This window comes from Pseudomonas sp. NPDC078700 (genome assembly GCF_044542375.1).
Taxonomy (GTDB): domain Bacteria; phylum Pseudomonadota; class Gammaproteobacteria; order Pseudomonadales; family Pseudomonadaceae; genus Aquipseudomonas.
This window is the reverse complement of sequence record NZ_JBITUI010000001.1, coordinates 399,584-415,169: the sequence shown is the minus strand read 5'-3', so window position 1 is coordinate 415,169 and position 15,586 is coordinate 399,584. Positions and strand designations below refer to the sequence as shown.

General features: G+C 54.9%; 9 protein-coding genes. 2 read left to right on the top strand and 7 right to left on the bottom strand.

Annotation, left to right across the window (positions count from 1 at the left end; translation table 11 throughout):
* Positions 1-7: 7 nt before the first annotated feature.
* On the top strand, positions 8-2,380 hold the full coding sequence (locus tag ACIGCM_RS01945; protein ID WP_397500354.1) for an RND family transporter: 2,373 nt from the start codon (positions 8-10) through the stop codon (positions 2,378-2,380).
* 105 nt (positions 2,381-2,485) lie between these two features.
* Here ACIGCM_RS01945 and ACIGCM_RS01940 read toward each other — a convergent pair whose 3' ends face one another.
* From ACIGCM_RS01940 to ACIGCM_RS01910, 7 genes are all read right to left on the bottom strand, one after another.
* Positions 2,486-3,019: a DUF2780 domain-containing protein gene (locus ACIGCM_RS01940; protein WP_397500353.1), complete on the bottom strand. Its 534-nt coding sequence runs from the start codon at positions 3,017-3,019 to the stop codon at positions 2,486-2,488.
* 93 nt (positions 3,020-3,112) lie between these two features.
* Positions 3,113-4,756, bottom strand: a complete 1,644-nt coding sequence (locus ACIGCM_RS01935) for a BatD family protein (RefSeq protein ID WP_397500352.1) — start codon at positions 4,754-4,756, stop codon at positions 3,113-3,115.
* A complete protein-coding gene (locus ACIGCM_RS01930; RefSeq protein WP_397500351.1) occupies positions 4,753-6,576 on the bottom strand; it encodes a tetratricopeptide repeat protein in 1,824 nt (607 codons plus the stop codon). Before ACIGCM_RS01930 ends, ACIGCM_RS01935 begins: the two co-directional genes overlap by 4 nt.
* Positions 6,573-7,604: a vWA domain-containing protein gene (locus ACIGCM_RS01925; protein WP_397500350.1), complete on the bottom strand. Its 1,032-nt coding sequence runs from the start codon at positions 7,602-7,604 to the stop codon at positions 6,573-6,575. Before ACIGCM_RS01925 ends, ACIGCM_RS01930 begins: the two co-directional genes overlap by 4 nt.
* On the bottom strand, positions 7,597-8,091 hold the full coding sequence (locus tag ACIGCM_RS01920) for a DUF4381 domain-containing protein (RefSeq protein ID WP_397500349.1): 495 nt from the start codon (positions 8,089-8,091) through the stop codon (positions 7,597-7,599). The genes ACIGCM_RS01925 and ACIGCM_RS01920 overlap by 8 nt, the downstream gene beginning before the upstream one ends.
* Positions 8,088-9,029 carry a DUF58 domain-containing protein gene (locus tag ACIGCM_RS01915; RefSeq protein WP_397500348.1) on the bottom strand — a complete coding sequence of 314 codons (942 nt, stop codon included), beginning with the start codon at positions 9,027-9,029 and terminating at the stop codon, positions 8,088-8,090. Before ACIGCM_RS01915 ends, ACIGCM_RS01920 begins: the two co-directional genes overlap by 4 nt.
* Positions 9,030-9,034: 5 nt before the next feature.
* Entirely contained in the window at positions 9,035-10,021 is a 987-nt protein-coding gene (locus ACIGCM_RS01910; protein WP_397500347.1) for an AAA family ATPase, read from the bottom strand.
* Between the two features lie 699 nt (positions 10,022-10,720).
* Between ACIGCM_RS01910 and ACIGCM_RS01905 the strand changes: the two genes are divergently transcribed.
* Entirely contained in the window at positions 10,721-15,571 is a 4,851-nt protein-coding gene (locus ACIGCM_RS01905; protein WP_397500346.1) for an NAD-glutamate dehydrogenase, read from the top strand.
* The last annotated feature ends 15 nt before the right edge of the window (positions 15,572-15,586 follow it).

The following is a 15,586-nucleotide window of genomic DNA, read 5'->3' as shown; positions in this document are numbered from 1 at the left end:
CGTTTGCATGAGTAAGCATCAACAAAAACCTGCGTCTTTTCTCGAGCGGTTAATTTTTAATAATCGTCCAGCCGTGATCGTGCTGTGCGTTTTGATCAGTGCTTTTTTGTTTTACCAGGCTGCGCAGGTTCGCCCGCAAACCAGCTTTGAGAAAATGATTCCACTGGGCCATCCTTATATCCAGAAGATGCTTGAGCATCGCAACGACCTCGCTAACCTCGGCAACACGGTGCGTATCTCGGTTGAAGCTGTTGATGGGGACATCTTCAGCAAAGAGTATATGGAGACGCTGCGCCAGATTAACGACGAGGTGTTCTACATCTCAGGGGTTGATCGTTCCGGTCTCAAGTCGCTGTGGAGTCCAAGCGTTCGCTGGACCGAGGTGACGGAGCAGGGCTTTAGCGGCGGTGAAGTGATTCCGCAAACCTACGATGGCTCGCCTGCAAGTCTTGAGGATCTGCGCGATAACGTGCTCAAGTCCGGGCAGATTGGTCGCTTGGTAGGTAATAACTTCAAGTCGAGCATCATCGATGTTCCTCTGCTGGAGTCTTACCCTGATCCGAAGGACCAAGGTAAACAGCTGCCGCTGGATTACCAGAAGTTCTCCCATGAGCTTGAAGAAAAGATCCGCGATAAATACCAGGCGCAAAACCCTAATGTGAAAATTCACATCATTGGTTTCGCCAAGAAAGTCGGCGACTTGATCGATGGCTTGCTGGGTGTTGCCTTGTTCTTCGCCGTGGCTATCGCTATCACTTTTGCTTTACTGCTGTGGTTCACCCGCTGCTTCAAAAGCACGTTGGCTGTGGTCTGCACTACGCTGATCGCGGTGATCTGGCAGCTCGGCTTGCTGAAAACCTTGGGTTTTGGACTCGATCCATACTCAATGCTGGTCCCGTTTTTGGTGTTCGCCATCGGTATTTCCCATGGCGTACAGAAGATCAACGGCATTGCCATCGCATCCGGTGAGGCAACGGACTCGCTGTCCGCTGCGCGTATGGCGTTCCGTCAGTTGTTTATCCCGGGGTTGGTGGCGCTGCTGTCTGACGCCGTTGGTTTTGTCACCTTGCTGCTGATTGATATCGGCGTTATCCGCGAGTTGGCCATCGGTGCATCCATGGGTGTGGCGGTGATCATTCTGACAAACCTGATCTTGCTGCCGGTGATGATCTCTTATATCGGTATCAGCAAAAAAGCGGTACAGATCAGCCGTGAAGATGCAGTGCGTGATCATCCGTTCTGGCGTTTGATCTCCAACTTCGCTCACCCGGTGGTAGCGCCTATTTCGGTGGTGGTCGCCATAATCGCGCTGGCTGGCGGTGTTTGGTACGGTCAAAACCTGAAGATCGGCGACCTTGACCAGGGCGCACCTGAACTGCGACCTGACTCACGCTACAACCTGGATAACGACTTCGTCATCCGCAACTACTCCACCAGCTCCGATGTATTGGTGATCATGGTCAAGACAGCGCCTGAAGGTTGCTCGACTTACCAGACGCTTTCGGCCATGGATCAGTTGTCCTGGACGATGGAGAACACACCGGGCGTGCAGTCGGCTATCTCCATGGTCACTGTCTCGCGTCAGGTCATCAAGGGTATGAACGAAGGTAGCCTCAAGTGGGAAACCTTGTCGCGTAACCAGGATGTTCTGAATAACTCGATCGCACGTGCAGATGGCCTGTACAACGCTGATTGCTCAGTAGCGCCGTTGTTGGTTTTCCTTAATGATCACAAGGCCGAAACGCTCAACCGTGTGGTCGGTGTGGCTGAAGGCTTCATCAAGGACAACAACAAAGAAGGCCTCGAGTTTATCCTGGCTGCGGGTAACGCCGGTATTGAAGCGGCAACCAACGAAGTCATTGATCAGTCCGAAACCACTATGCTGCTGGCTGTTTATGCTGCAGTGGGGTTGATGTGCCTGATCACCTTCCGTTCGATCGCAGCGACGCTGTGCGTGATGTTGCCGCTGGTGCTGACCTCGGTCTTGGGTAACGCCTTGATGGCCTATATGGGCATCGGTGTGAAAGTTGCCACCTTGCCGGTGATCGCTTTGGGTGTAGGTATCGGTGTTGACTACGGCATCTATATTTACAGTCGATTGGAGACTTACCTGCGCCAAGGCTTATCCCTGCAGGAGGCGTACTTCGAGACGCTCAAGTCGACCGGTAAAGCGGTGCTGTTTACTGGGGTGTGCCTGGCCATTGGTGTGGCGACCTGGATTTTCTCGGCGATCAAATTCCAGGCGGACATGGGGCTGATGCTGACCTTCATGTTCTTGTGGAACATGTTCGGCGCGATCTGGCTGCTGCCAGCCCTGGCTCGCTTCCTGATCAATCCAGAAAAGTTGCGTAACAAGGCAAACGCGCAACCGGCTGGATAAGCCGTCTTGCAAGCATAAAAAACGCGACCTCAGGGTCGCGTTTTTTTATTGCTGTGTAGGGTGACCAAGGCGAAGCTTGCCCACCGTGGTTTATGCAGAACGAAGTTAGACGCCCCAAAGGCTGGTCAGGGAGCTCATCAACGGCTGACTCAGGCCTTGCTTGCCCATGTAGTCGAGCAGGGTAGGTGCGAACTTGTTGAGGGTTTCTGCGTTCATGCCCAAGTTGCTGAAGGCATTGGTGACATCACCCATGTCCTTGGTGTTGTTCAGCAATGAGCTGATACTGGTGGAGTCTGAGCCAGAACCTTGGCCCAAGAGCTTGCTGGCTTGGTCCAGCATAGCGCTGTTCTGAGTCAGTTGTTCCAGACCTGGAACGGACTTGGTCAACTCTGAGTACTGGCTTGGATCAAGGTTGTTTTTGGCCAGGCCTAGCAACGCCGCAGTACCGCCAGTGGCTTGCGGCTGGGTCACGCCAAGCTGGCTGGACAAAGCACTGAGCAGTTGACCGGTTTCGCCAGTGGCTTGCGAGTTCCCGGCTGCGCCAGAAACACTGTTGACTGCATCACCGAAGTTGAAGGCGAACGCTGGGGCGGCCGCAAGGGTCAGGCTAAGCAGTAACAACTTCGAAGGTTTAAACATGGGGATCGTTCCTCTAATGATTGACATGCCATCCATGGTTTGGACATTGCAGGGAGTAGACTCGCAATACGCGGACAGGTTCCGGGGGCAAGCCTAGCGAGGGTACAGCGCAGGCAAAACGCTGTTTTCAGGACTTTGCGTCGCCTCGCTGGGAGCCAGTGCGGGCAACGAACGCACCGCCTGCCATAAGGCATCACCTTGCCATTGCTGGGCCGTTTCGCTGTAGAGCGCGCCATTGAGGTTGTGCAGCTCTGCAGACAGAGGCTCATAACGTGCAGCCATGTCTGCGAGGGTTTCCGGCTGTTGGCGTGCCCAGGCATCGAGTGCTGCGCGGCTGGCCTGGGTGTCGTTGGCGCTGCAGGCACGCTTGATGTCATCTAGCAGTGTACGCGGGCTGGGTCCGGTTGGGGCTACCCGTGAAATGGCTGGCTGATGGCGCGCATACCACCAAAGGGCCAGGCCAATAAAAGTGGTCAGGCTCAATATAAAACACGCCAGTTGCCATGGCCAAACAAGCTGTCCGGTTGAAGTCGGTGCGGGCAGGGCCGCTTCGGGTACGGGGTCTGCGCTGATTTCGCTATTGGCTGCAATATTCAAGGTACGTGCAGGCACACTGGTGCGTTCAAGTTGGTCTTTGTCGGTGTTCCACCAAACCACTTCAACTGGGGGGAGTTCAACCTTGCCTGTTTGCTTGGCAACTAGGGCTTCACGTTCCTCACGGCTGCCTATAACGCCATGGTCGCTGGTTTCATTGCTCAATTGTGGTTGGTCAGGATAGCGCTTAAAGCCTGTGGGCTGAGTTTGCGGTAGAGCAGGCAGTTGCGCACTGGATAAGCCTTCGGCTTTGAGCAGCACCGTGCGCGTTAATGAATCACCGACCTTGGCGTTGTCGGGTTCAGGCGACCATGACTCAGCCAAGCTCAGCGCGCTGGCGGGCAACCAAGGTGCATCACTTGGGTAGCTTGCAGGCTTGGCTTTGACGGTTAATGGAATAACTGATGACTTAACCCGTGCAACCTTGCCCGGACGTGGTCCAAAGGGGTTGAAATCATTCGGGTTGGAGCGGCCAACAGTGGTGGCGCTGAAGGTTTGTGCAGGAATGTCTAAGGTGCCACTTTTTTGCGGAAAAATAGCGTAGCGCAGTTCAATTACGCCGTGGCGAACACCGTTGATCTGCTTTTCGTAGGTTCGTGGCTTACCCAGTTGTTCTACGCGGGCATCGGGTATGTCCAGCGCCGTTAAGCTACTGTCATCGTACAGTGACACCGAGTGATAGATACGCAGGGTAAGTATCGCCTGAGCTTGTACATAGACGCTTTCCTTATCGAGGCTGGCGTCAATAAACACCGGTGCCATTTTACCTTTTGGATCTTTGGCAGAGGCTTCTTGCACGTGCAGGGTGATAGGGGCGGTGGTCTTATCATCCAGGGTGATTGGCGGGATGACTACGTAGCCACTGTGTTTAGGTGAGATTGTCACAATCCAGCTGGTGGTGGCGTGCGATGCACCGTCAATGGTGGTTAGGCGGTTGACCTGGCGGGTGCCATAGACATCAAATAAATCATCAAGCGGGCTCAGGTCGGGCTTGCCAAACAATGTGGTGTCATCTGACTCCAAGGTCAGTTCAACCATTTCTCCGCTATCAATCTGGCTGCGATCTACACTGGCAGTAAAACCCTCAGCATGAGCAGTAAATGCCAGCAGGCAGAGGAGAAAAGTGCAAAGCAGGCGTTTCATCGTTTGGTTTCCTGACGCTGTTGCTGTTCATACCAAAATTTTCGGCGCAGTAATTCACCCGGGTCATCGGGGATTTGCCGCAACCACTGTTCCATTGCTTGACGGCGCTCGGCGTCCATCGGGCTGGTTGACTCTTCAGCCGCTTTTGCTTGAGCCTGTTTGTCTGCCGCTTTGTCAGCGGCCTTTGCCTCTGCGTTTTGCTGTTTGTCCTGTTCAGACTTTGCTTTGTCAGCGGCTTGTTGCTTGGCTTCATCTGAGTCAGCGCCATCCTCTTTGGGTTTGGAGTCTTGCTGCGCTGGATTGTTTTGTTGCTGGCTGGGATCTTTCTGCTGGCCAGACTGTTGGTTCTGGTTCTGGTTCTGGTTCTGGTTCTGGTTCTGTTGATCTTGATCTTGGTTCTGCTGATTTTGCTGGTTCTGCTGATTGTTTTGTTTTTGTTGCTGCTGTTTTTGTTTGAGCATTTGCTCAATCAGGGTTTTGTTTTTCTGTGCCTGAGCCAAGTCCGGTTGCAGTTCAAGTGCTTGGTTATAGGCTTCAAGAGCGGCCTCTAACTCATTACTGCGGGCCAGGGCGTTACCGCGATTGTAATGGGCAGCCGCACTGTCGCTGGTTGCAAAGCGTTCGGCAGCACCGGGATAGTTGCCTGCCTGATACAGTGCTTGGCCCTGCCATTGCGGGTCACTGAAGTGTTTAGCGGCTTGTTCTGGTTGCTTTTGCTGCAGCAGTTGTTGGCCCTGCTGGTCGGGGCGTAGCCATAAGTCATCGAATGAAAACGCATAGCTGGGCTGCGGTATGCACAGCAGCAACAAGGGCAAGCACATTAACCACCCGCGCCGCCCGGCAAAGGCACCGAGCAGTAACAAAGGTAATAGCAACCAGTGACCTTGATCCGCCCAGGCCTGCAGACGAGTATGCTGGCCGTTGTCACGCATCTCACTTGGGCCATCGAGTAAGCCCAGGCGGTCAATGTCCTTATCGCTGATACTGCTCAGTTGGTAACTTGCGCCAACCTGATGTGCAAATTGGCTGAGGCCTTGAGTATCCACGCGTGGTATCTGGATAGCGCCTTGGGCATCTTTGAGAAAACTACCGTCTTCCTGAGTGATGGGTGCACCTTGTCGGCTGCCAACGGCGAGGATGCTCAAGTGGCTGCTGGTGCCGCGCAGGGTGCTATTGATTCCATCTTGTTCCTGACTGCTCAAACCGCTGGTAATAAGTAGCAGTCGGCCGTGCCCTTGACCGCCTTGCTTGAGCAGTTCGAGAGCTTTACCCACTGCCAGGTCGGCGCGATGGCCGGGTTCAGGCATGATTGACGGCTTAAGTGCTTCGAGCAGATTGCGCGAGGTGGCGAGGTCATCCGACAGGGGGACTACGGTATGGGCGCTGCCTGCGTACACCACAATAGCCGTCTGTGCGTCACGGCGCGCTTCAAGTAGGTCGATAATCTTACGTTTGGCGTGTTCAAGCCTGTCAGGTGAAACGTCGGCCGCCAGCATTTGTGGAGACAGCTCAAGCATTACGATAAGCGGATCAGCAGGCTTCAAGGTGTTCTGTTCAACTTGCTGCCAGCTTGGCCCGATTAATGCGACCAACGCCAGCAGCCACGCGCACGCGAGCATTAGCCATGGCCATCGACTGCGGCGACCGTCACCGCCACTGAGCAATGCCGCGTGGAAGGCTGGAGGCAGAATTTTTTGCCAGCTGCCGGCACGTTTTTCCCGGTGCCAAAGCAGCCACAACAAGGTAAATAGGAGGGGGGCCAGTAATAACCAGTAAGGCCGTATCCAGTGTGGCCAAGCCTGTTGCAATAGTTCGATCATAGCGAACTCCGGCGCATGCGTTTAAGCAGTCGAGCGCAACTTTGCTGAACTTGCGGCCAGACTTCGCGAAATACCAGAATCAGGCTCATGAGCATGGCAAGGCTTAGTGGCCAGGCATAAAGCGCTTTGGCAGGGCGTGCCAGGGTGGGTTTTTGCTCCACCGGCTCGAGTTTATCAAGAGTGGCTTCGATGCTTTGCAACTCGTCGGCATCGCGGGCACGGAAGTATTCCCCGCCGGTGAGGTCGGCAATGCTTTGTAGGGTGGGTTCATCCAGATCTAATCCCGGGTTTAAACCAAACATACCCATGATCCCACTTTGCTGCGGGTCTGCACCGATGCCGATCGTATAAATAGTTACGCCTTCTTCGGCGGCCAGGCGTGCTGCCTGAATAGGCTCGATTGCACCGCCGGTATTGGCTCCGTCGGTGACCAATACCAATACCCGGCTGTCTGCCGGACGTTCGCGCAAACGCTTTACCGCCAGGCCAATGGCGTCACCTATGGCCGTATTTTTACCGGCGATGCCTATCACCGCTTCATCGAGCCAGGTGTGTACGGTCTGCCGGTCAAAGGTCAATGGCGCTTGCAGATAAGCTTGGGTTCCGAACAGAATCAACCCCACGCGATCACCCACGCGGCCGTCAATGAACTCACCCATCAGGTGTTTGACTAGGGTCAGGCGACTGACATCGTTACCCTCCATTTGCATGTCGGCGTATTCCATCGAACCGGAAATATCCACGGCAACCAGCAGATCGCGACCACTTGCAGGCAATGGCAAAGGTTCACCGACCCATTCCGGGCGAGCCGCTGCGCAGAGCAGACAAATCCAAAGCAGGGCAAAGGGTGCTTGCTGGCGCCATTTGGATAAGTTTGCCCGAGCCTTGCGGCCGCTTAAGCCTTCGAGCTCATTCAAGTAACTGACATTTAATGCGGCTTCGCCACTGTCGGCAGCTGGCAATAGGGCGCGTAACACCCATGGCAGGGGTGCCAGCAGGAAAATCCAGGCCCAGGTGAACTCAAACATGCTTGCGAATCCAAGTCTCTACGGCGCTATTGAGGCCTTCAATAGCTTTATCGTCGAGTATGCAGTTCGGTTTGTAGTTGCCCTCAACCAATACCATCCAGCGTGTTAGTCCGGCAGCCGGGCAGCGATTGTCGAGAAACGCCAGCCACTCACGCCCGTTAAGCACATGGCTGTTACTGTCGGGGTAGCGATGGCGACACAGGCGCTTGAGCAGGGCGTTAAGCTGCTGCAGCCAAGGCCCGGCACTCACGCCGTAATAGGGCTTTTGCAGTTGACTGAGCTCTGTCAACGCTGCGCTGCGTGCAGGCTCTAATACGCTATCTTTGCCCGCTTTTTTAGGTTTATCCGGGCGGCGTTTATAGGCCCGTATGGCCCAAATTACTGCCGCCAAGATAACCAGTAGCAGTAGCCACCAGCCCGGTGCGGGTGGCCACCAACTGATGGCCGGCGGTTCGATTAACGGTTCAAGCTGGTCGAGCGGATTCATGGTTGCTTCCTGCCGCGCTGGCCATTGAGGTGGTCGCGCAACTGATCAATCATTTCCCGCTCGGTGTTGAGCGGCAGCAGCGGTACGCCGAGTTTTTGCGAAAGCCGCTGCCAACGCGCCGCACGTGATTCACTTTGTGCTTTATAGGCCTTGCGCAGTTCACGGTTGTGGCTGTCCAGTTCCAACTGCGCGCCCAATTGTGCGAAGCGCAACCGGCCTGCGTCTGGCAGTTCGTGGTCGAGAGGGTCTGAGATCGGCAGCAATAAAATCTCGCTATGGCGAGCGAGCAGGGTTAGCTGTTGCTCGCTGGCGTCATTTAATGTGCGTTCATCACAAATCACCACAACCAAGCTGCTTGGGCGTAAGACTTCGCGTGCGCGGCGCAAGGCCAGCCCAAAGGCGTCGCGATTGCTTTGTATATTACCGGGCAGGGCTTGATTGGCGCGAGCCAGGCGACTGAGCAATTGCAACAGGCTCTGTTTGCTGCGCCGGGGTTTGATTTCATGGTGCTCGTTACCACCAAATACCAAGCCGCCAACCCGGTCGTTGTGGTCCAGTGCCGCCCAGCCGATCAAACTGGCCACCTGTGCGGCCAATACTGACTTGAATATAAGTTTGGAACTGAAGAACAAGCGTTGACTCTGCTCGACCAGAATGTAGATCGGCCGTTCACGCTCTTCATGGAAAAGCTTGGTATGTGGCTCTTGTGTACGCGCCGTTACTCGCCAGTCAATGGTGCGGACATCGTCGCCAGCCTGATAAACCCGAACTTGATCAAAGTCGACCCCACGCCCACGCAACTTGGAATGGTGCAAGCCAATTAGAGGGCTGCGCCTGGAAGGCGATGAGAACAGGCGGACTTCATGCACGCGATGGCGCATCTCGATCAATTCAGCAAGGTCAACGCGAATGCCGGGCTGGTTCGGGAGCTCCTGCATAGGGGTCAGGCGACTGCCACTACATCGAGAATGCGCTGGATTACGCGATCCTGATCAATACCGCTCGCCTCTGCCTCAAACGACAGAATGATACGGTGGCGCAACACATCAAACAGCACAGCCTGTACATCCTCTGGGCTGACGAAATCGCGACCGGCCAGCCAAGCGTGCGCACGGGCACAGCGATCAAGGGAAATGGTGCCGCGCGGGCTGGCACCGTAAGCGATCCACTCGGCCAGTTCTGCGTCAAATTTGCCTGGCGTGCGTGACGCCATCACCAATTGCACCAGATATTCTTCTACTGCTTCAGCCATATACAGGCCGAGAATTTCGGTGCGTGCGGCGAAAATCGCCTGCTGGCTTACGCGATGCTCGGGTTTGGCCTCGCCGTTAAGCGCTTCCCCGCGGGCCTGTTGGAGAATCTTGCGTTCAACCGCTGCGTCCGGAAAACCAATTTTTACGTGCATCAGGAAACGGTCAAGCTGGGCCTCGGGCAGCGGGTATGTGCCTTCTTGCTCAATCGGGTTCTGCGTGGCCATTACCAAAAACAGTGGCGATAAGTCATAGGTACTGCGACCCACACTGACTTGGCGTTCGGCCATGGCCTCAAGCAATGCCGACTGGACCTTGGCTGGTGCGCGGTTAATTTCGTCAGCCAGGACCAGATTGTGGAAGATCGGCCCTTGCTGGAATACAAAGCTGCCAGTTTCCGGTCGATAGATTTCGGTGCCGGTTATGTCAGCAGGCAGCAGGTCTGGGGTGAACTGAATACGGTGGAACTCAGCCTCGATGCCTTCGGCGAGTTCTTTAATGGCTTTGGTCTTGGCCAAGCCAGGCGCGCCCTCAACCAGCATGTGTCCATCGGCGAGGAGGGCAATCAGCAGACGCTCAACGAGTTTTTCCTGGCCGAGGATCTGGCTGGAAAGAAAGTGCCGCAGTTCATTCAGTGCAGCTCTGTGATTCGGGCCTTTCGGGGTTTCTGAGTTTTCCAAAATACCAATCCTGTACCAATTGAGGTGTCACTGCTTGCTCAACGTACCGCACGTAAAACGAGTTGGTAGAGGCCGCTAAAAGTACGGTCGCTCCCTGGCTGCATAATCGCACAAGTGTGCTCGCCGACAGCGGCTGATTTTGAGTGATTCGAGCGGTTACCGGAAGTAAGTTTTGCCTATTTGAGCGCCTATGAGATTGCCAGACGATAAGCCGAGGCTCAGCGGTGAATTTACTGTGCCCATAGCGCTGCACGCGTGGGCTCATGGCGGGCGTCAAAGTTTTACTCCCTAGTTGCGTTTGCGTGTAGTGACATTTCGCCGCATTCGCGCCCTTCAAGCTGATTGCAGCTTACCTGCCGGTACATATGCAGTGACAAAGTCGGGCGCGTCCACACTCAGCCTAGCAATGGTGGTGTGAAATATACGTAAAAGGCCTGCAGTTGGGCTGTTTGTGACCGTTGTATGGGAAAACACGCAGGCTTAGTGAAAGAAAATGTCGCAGCGTGGCAAGCGCTTGGCGGTGCTCCATCGGTAAGCTGGTGTGGCAAATGTGACCCGCCAGTCTCGTCAGTCGCCAGATATAAAGGGGTGCCACCGTAATGCAACAGGCACTTCGTAGACTAACGTTACTAAGTTGGGGCACTTAATTTTATTGATACTGCCTTAGTCACTTTACAAGCCAAACGGAGCATAAAAGCCATGGCGTTCTTTACGGCGGCCAGCAAAGCCGACTTTCAGCATCAACTGCAAGCGGCGTTGGCTCAGCACGTTGGTGAGCAGGGGCTACCACAAATGGCCTTGTTCGCTGAGCAATTTTTCGGAATTATCGCACTTGATGAGTTGAACCAGCGTCGATTGTCTGACCTGGTCGGCTGCACATTGTCGTCCTGGCGATTGCTTGAACGTTTTGACCCCAGCCAGCCGCAGGTTCGTGTCTTTAACCCTGACTACGAAAAGCACGGCTGGCAATCCACCCACACCGCCGTAGAAATTCTGCACGCTGATATCCCATTTTTGGTCGACTCAGTGCGCATGGAATTTAACCGCCGTGGCTATAACATCCATACCCTGCAGAACAGCGTGTTCAACGTGCGTCGCAATAAAAAGGGCGAGCTGCTGGAAATTGTACCCAAAGGCACGACCGGCTCTGATATCACCCAAGAAGCACTGATGTTCCTGGAGATTGACCGTTGTGCCAACACTGCAGAAATGCAGGCTCTGGCTAAATCACTGCATGAAGTATTTGCCGAAGTTCGCGCCAGCGTTGATGACTTCTTGCCGATGAAAGCCAAGGCGCAGGAACTCCTAGGTTGGTTGAGTAAAACCAAGTTGAAGGTTGAGCCAACTGAGCTGGAAGAAATCAAAGTCTTCATGAGCTGGCTGCTCGATAATAACTTCACCTTCCTTGGCTATGAGGAATTCACCGTTGCCGATGTACCAGGCGGCGGGCAGATAGTGTACGACGAGAAGTCGCTCTTGGGCCTGTCTAAGGGCTTGCGCACGGGGCTGAAAAGCCAAGAATTGCACATTGAAGAAGAGGCCGTGAGCTACTTGCGCGAGCCTAAGCTACTGTCCTTTGCGAAAGCGGCGGTACCAAGCCGTGTGCACCGTCCGGCGTACCCGGATTTTGTCTCCATTCGTGAGTTGGACAGCAAAGGCAAGGTCGTTAAAGAGTATCGCTTTATGGGGTTGTACACCTCTGCGGTCTACTCCGAAAGCGTGTGGGAAATTCCCTATATTCGCCGCAAAATTACCGAAATCGAACGGCGCTCAGGCTTCGACAGTAAAGCGCACTTAGGCAAAGAGCTGGCGCAGGTTTTGGAAGTCTTGCCGCGTGATGACCTGTTCCAGACGCCAGTTGACGAGCTGTTTTGCACAGCCATGTCGATTGTGCAGATCCAGGAGCGCAACAAGATCCGCGTATTTTTGCGCCGTGATCCTTATGGCCGCTTCTGCTATTGCCTGGCCTATGTGCCACGGGATGTGTACTCGACCGAAACTCGGTTGAAAATTCAGCAAGTGCTGATGGAGCGTCTTAACGCGACTGACTGTGAATTCTGGACCTTTTTCTCTGAGTCGGTACTGGCGCGCGTGCAGTTTATTCTACGGGTCGACCCGAAGAATAAATCAACCATCGATCCGGCTCAGCTTGAGCAGGAAGTGATTCAGGCCTGCCGTTCATGGAAAGACGATTACGCCAGCTTGATGATTGAAAGCCTTGGCGAGGCGCACGGCACTAACGTGCTGGCCGAGTTTCCTAAAGGCTTCCCCGCAGGTTATCGCGAGCGTTTTGCCCCGCACTCTGCAGTGGTTGATATGCAGCACCTGCTTAGTTTGAGTGCTGAGCGTCCATTGGTGATGAGTTTCTACCAGCCACTGGCCCAGGGCGACAACCTGCTGCACTGCAAGCTTTACCATGCAGATACGCCGTTGCCGCTCTCTGATGTGCTGCCGATTCTGGAAAATCTCGGCCTGCGTGTGCTTGGTGAGTTCCCGTATCGCCTGTTCCAAAACGGTGGCAAAGAGTACTGGATTCATGACTTTGCCTTCACCTATGCCGAGGGGCTGGATGTTGATATCCAGCAGCTCAACGACACCCTGCAAGATGCCTTCGTCAACATCGTCAGCGGCAATGCCGAGAATGATGCATTCAACCGTCTGGTATTGACGGCGGCTATGCCATGGCGTGACGTTGCGCTGCTGCGAGCCTATGCCCGCTACCAAAAGCAGATACGTCTAGGCTTCTCGCTGAGCTATGTAGCTGCAACCCTGGTCAACCACGCGGATATCGCCAAAGAGTTGGTGCGCCTGTTCCGTACGCGTTTCTACTTGGCGCGCAAGCTCACTGCTGATGACCTAGAAGATAAGCAACAAAAGCTTGAGCAGGCGATCATTGGTGCGCTGGACAACGTTGCGGTGCTCAACGAAGACCGTATCCTGCGTCGCTACCTTGATTTGATCAAGGCGACCTTGCGCACCAACTTCTATCAGGCCGACGCGAACGGTCAGAACAAGTCGTACTTCAGCTTTAAGCTCAATCCTCGTGCTGTGCCGGAAATTCCCAAGCCGGTGCCAATGTTTGAAATTTTCGTCTATTCGCCACGGGTTGAAGGTGTTCACCTGCGCGTCGGCAAAGTGGCGCGCGGAGGCCTGCGCTGGTCCGACCGTGAGGAAGACTACCGCACCGAAGTGCTGGGCCTGGTCAAGGCACAGCAGGTTAAGAATGCGGTAATCGTACCGGTCGGTGCCAAAGGTGGTTTCGTGCCGCGACGTCTGCCGCTCAATGGTACGCGTGATGACATACAGGCCGAAGGCATTGCCTGCTACCGCATCTTTATCAGTGGTTTGCTGGATATCACCGACAACCTCATTGATGGCGAAGTTGTGCCGCCTGCTAACGTTGTGCGCCATGACCCGGATGACCCGTATCTGGTTGTTGCGGCCGACAAAGGCACCGCAACCTTCTCTGATATCGCCAATGGCATCGCTGCCGAGTATGACTTCTGGCTGGGCGACGCTTTTGCCTCGGGCGGTTCGGCAGGGTATGACCATAAAGGCATGGGCATAACCGCCAAAGGCGCATGGGTTTCGGTGCAGCGTCACTTTAGTGAGCGCGGCATCGATGTGCAGACCGATCCAACCACTGTGATTGGTATTGGTGACATGGCCGGGGACGTATTCGGCAATGGCATGTTGCTGTCCGATAAGTTGCAGGTTGTGGCGGCATTCAACCACCTGCATATCTTTATCGACCCGAACCCGGATACTGCAAAAAGCTTCGTTGAGCGCCGGCGTATGTTCGACCTGCCGCGCTCAAGCTGGACCGATTACGACACCTCATTGATTTCGCCTGGCGGCGGCATTTTTCTGCGCAGTGCCAAGAGCATCGCCATCAGCCCAGAGATGCAAGAGCGCTTCGACATCAGCGAAGATAAGCTGGCGCCGACTGAGCTGCTCAATGCATTGCTTAAGGCTCCAGTTGATCTGATCTGGAACGGCGGTATCGGCACATACGTCAAGTCGAGTAAAGAGAGCCACGCGGATGTTGGCGATAAAGCTAACGACGTGCTGCGTGTGGATGGCCGCGAATTACGCGCTCAGGTCGTAGGCGAGGGCGGTAACCTCGGTATGACTCAGTTAGGTCGTGTGGAGTTTGGTCTGCATGGCGGTTCGAGCAATACCGACTTTATTGATAACGCCGGTGGGGTGGATTGTTCCGACCACGAAGTGAATATCAAGATTTTGCTCAATGAAACCGTGATGGCAGGCGACATGACGGGCAAGCAGCGAAACAAGCTGCTGGCCGAAATGACCGACGCTGTAAGTGCACTGGTGTTGGCTAACAACTACAAGCAGACCCAAGCCCTGTCTGTGGCTGCGCGCCGCGCCCGTGAAAACGTCGGTGAGTACAAGCGTTTGATGTTGGTGCTTGAAGCCGCCGGCAAGCTGGATCGTGCCTTGGAGTTCCTGCCGTCTGATGACGAGCTCAATGAGCGTACTGCCAACGGCTTAGGGCTGACGCGTCCTGAACTGTCGGTATTGATTTCCTACAGCAAAATCGACTTAAACGAGTCGCTGTTGCTGTCCAAAGTGCCGGATGACGACTATCTGGCCCGCGAAATTGAGAGCGCATTCCCGGCGTTGCTGGCCGACAAGTTTGGCGAGTCCATGCGTCGCCACCGACTCAAGCGCGAAATCGTCAGCACCCAGCTTGCCAACGATTTGGTCAACCACATGGGCATCACCTTTGTTCAGCGCTTGAAGGACTCGACTGGCATGAGCTCGGCCAATGTGGCTGGCGCTTATGTGATCGTGCGTGATGTGTTCCATCTGCCGCGTTGGTGGAAGCAGATCGAAGCGCTCGATCACAAAGTCCCGGCCGAATTGCAATTGCAGATGATGGATGAGCTGATGCGTCTGGGCCGGCGTGCGACTCGCTGGTTCCTGCGCAGTCGTCGTAATGATCAAGATGCTGCCCGAGATGTTGCCCACTTTGCACCGCGCGTAGAAGCCTTGGCGCTGAGCTTGGACGACTTGCTTGAGGGGCCTGCGCGTGAGCAATGGCTGGCTCGCTTCCAGGCTTATGTTGAGGCAGGCGTGCCAGAGGTGTTGGCGCGTGTGGTTGCGGGTACTAGCCAGCTCTACACCTTGTTGCCGATCATTGAGGCATCTGATGTGACCGGGCAAGATCCTGCTCGAGTTGCCGAGGCTTATTTCGCCATTGGCGATAGCCTGGAGCTGTCGTGGTACTTGCAGCAAATTAACGGTTTGCCGGTTGAAAATAACTGGCAAGGTCTGGCCCGTGAAGCCTTTCGAGATGATCTCGACTGGCAGCAGCGTGCGATCACTGTATCGGTGCTGCAAATGACCGAGGCGCCTGCTGATATAGAGGCGCGGGTACAGGTCTGGGTCGAGGAGCACCGTCGTATGGTTGAGCGTTGGAAGTTTATGTTGGCCGAATTGCGCGCCGCGACGACCACCGATTACGCCATGTATGCAGTGGCTAATCGTGAGTTGATGGATCTGGCGCAAACCAGTAACACCAACTAAAGCTTGCAACTGTGA

Coding starts and splice junctions, on each gene's coding strand:
- ACIGCM_RS01945 (WP_397500354.1), top strand. CDS start 8: ATGAGTAAGCATCAACAAAAACCTGCGTCTTTTCTCGAGCGGTTAATT.
- ACIGCM_RS01940 (WP_397500353.1), bottom strand. CDS start 3,019: ATGTTTAAACCTTCGAAGTTGTTACTGCTTAGCCTGACCCTTGCGGCC.
- ACIGCM_RS01935 (WP_397500352.1), bottom strand. CDS start 4,756: ATGAAACGCCTGCTTTGCACTTTTCTCCTCTGCCTGCTGGCATTTACT.
- ACIGCM_RS01930 (WP_397500351.1), bottom strand. CDS start 6,576: ATGATCGAACTATTGCAACAGGCTTGGCCACACTGGATACGGCCTTAC.
- ACIGCM_RS01925 (WP_397500350.1), bottom strand. CDS start 7,604: ATGTTTGAGTTCACCTGGGCCTGGATTTTCCTGCTGGCACCCCTGCCA.
- ACIGCM_RS01920 (WP_397500349.1), bottom strand. CDS start 8,091: ATGAATCCGCTCGACCAGCTTGAACCGTTAATCGAACCGCCGGCCATC.
- ACIGCM_RS01915 (WP_397500348.1), bottom strand. CDS start 9,029: ATGCAGGAGCTCCCGAACCAGCCCGGCATTCGCGTTGACCTTGCTGAA.
- ACIGCM_RS01905 (WP_397500346.1), top strand. CDS start 10,721: ATGGCGTTCTTTACGGCGGCCAGCAAAGCCGACTTTCAGCATCAACTG.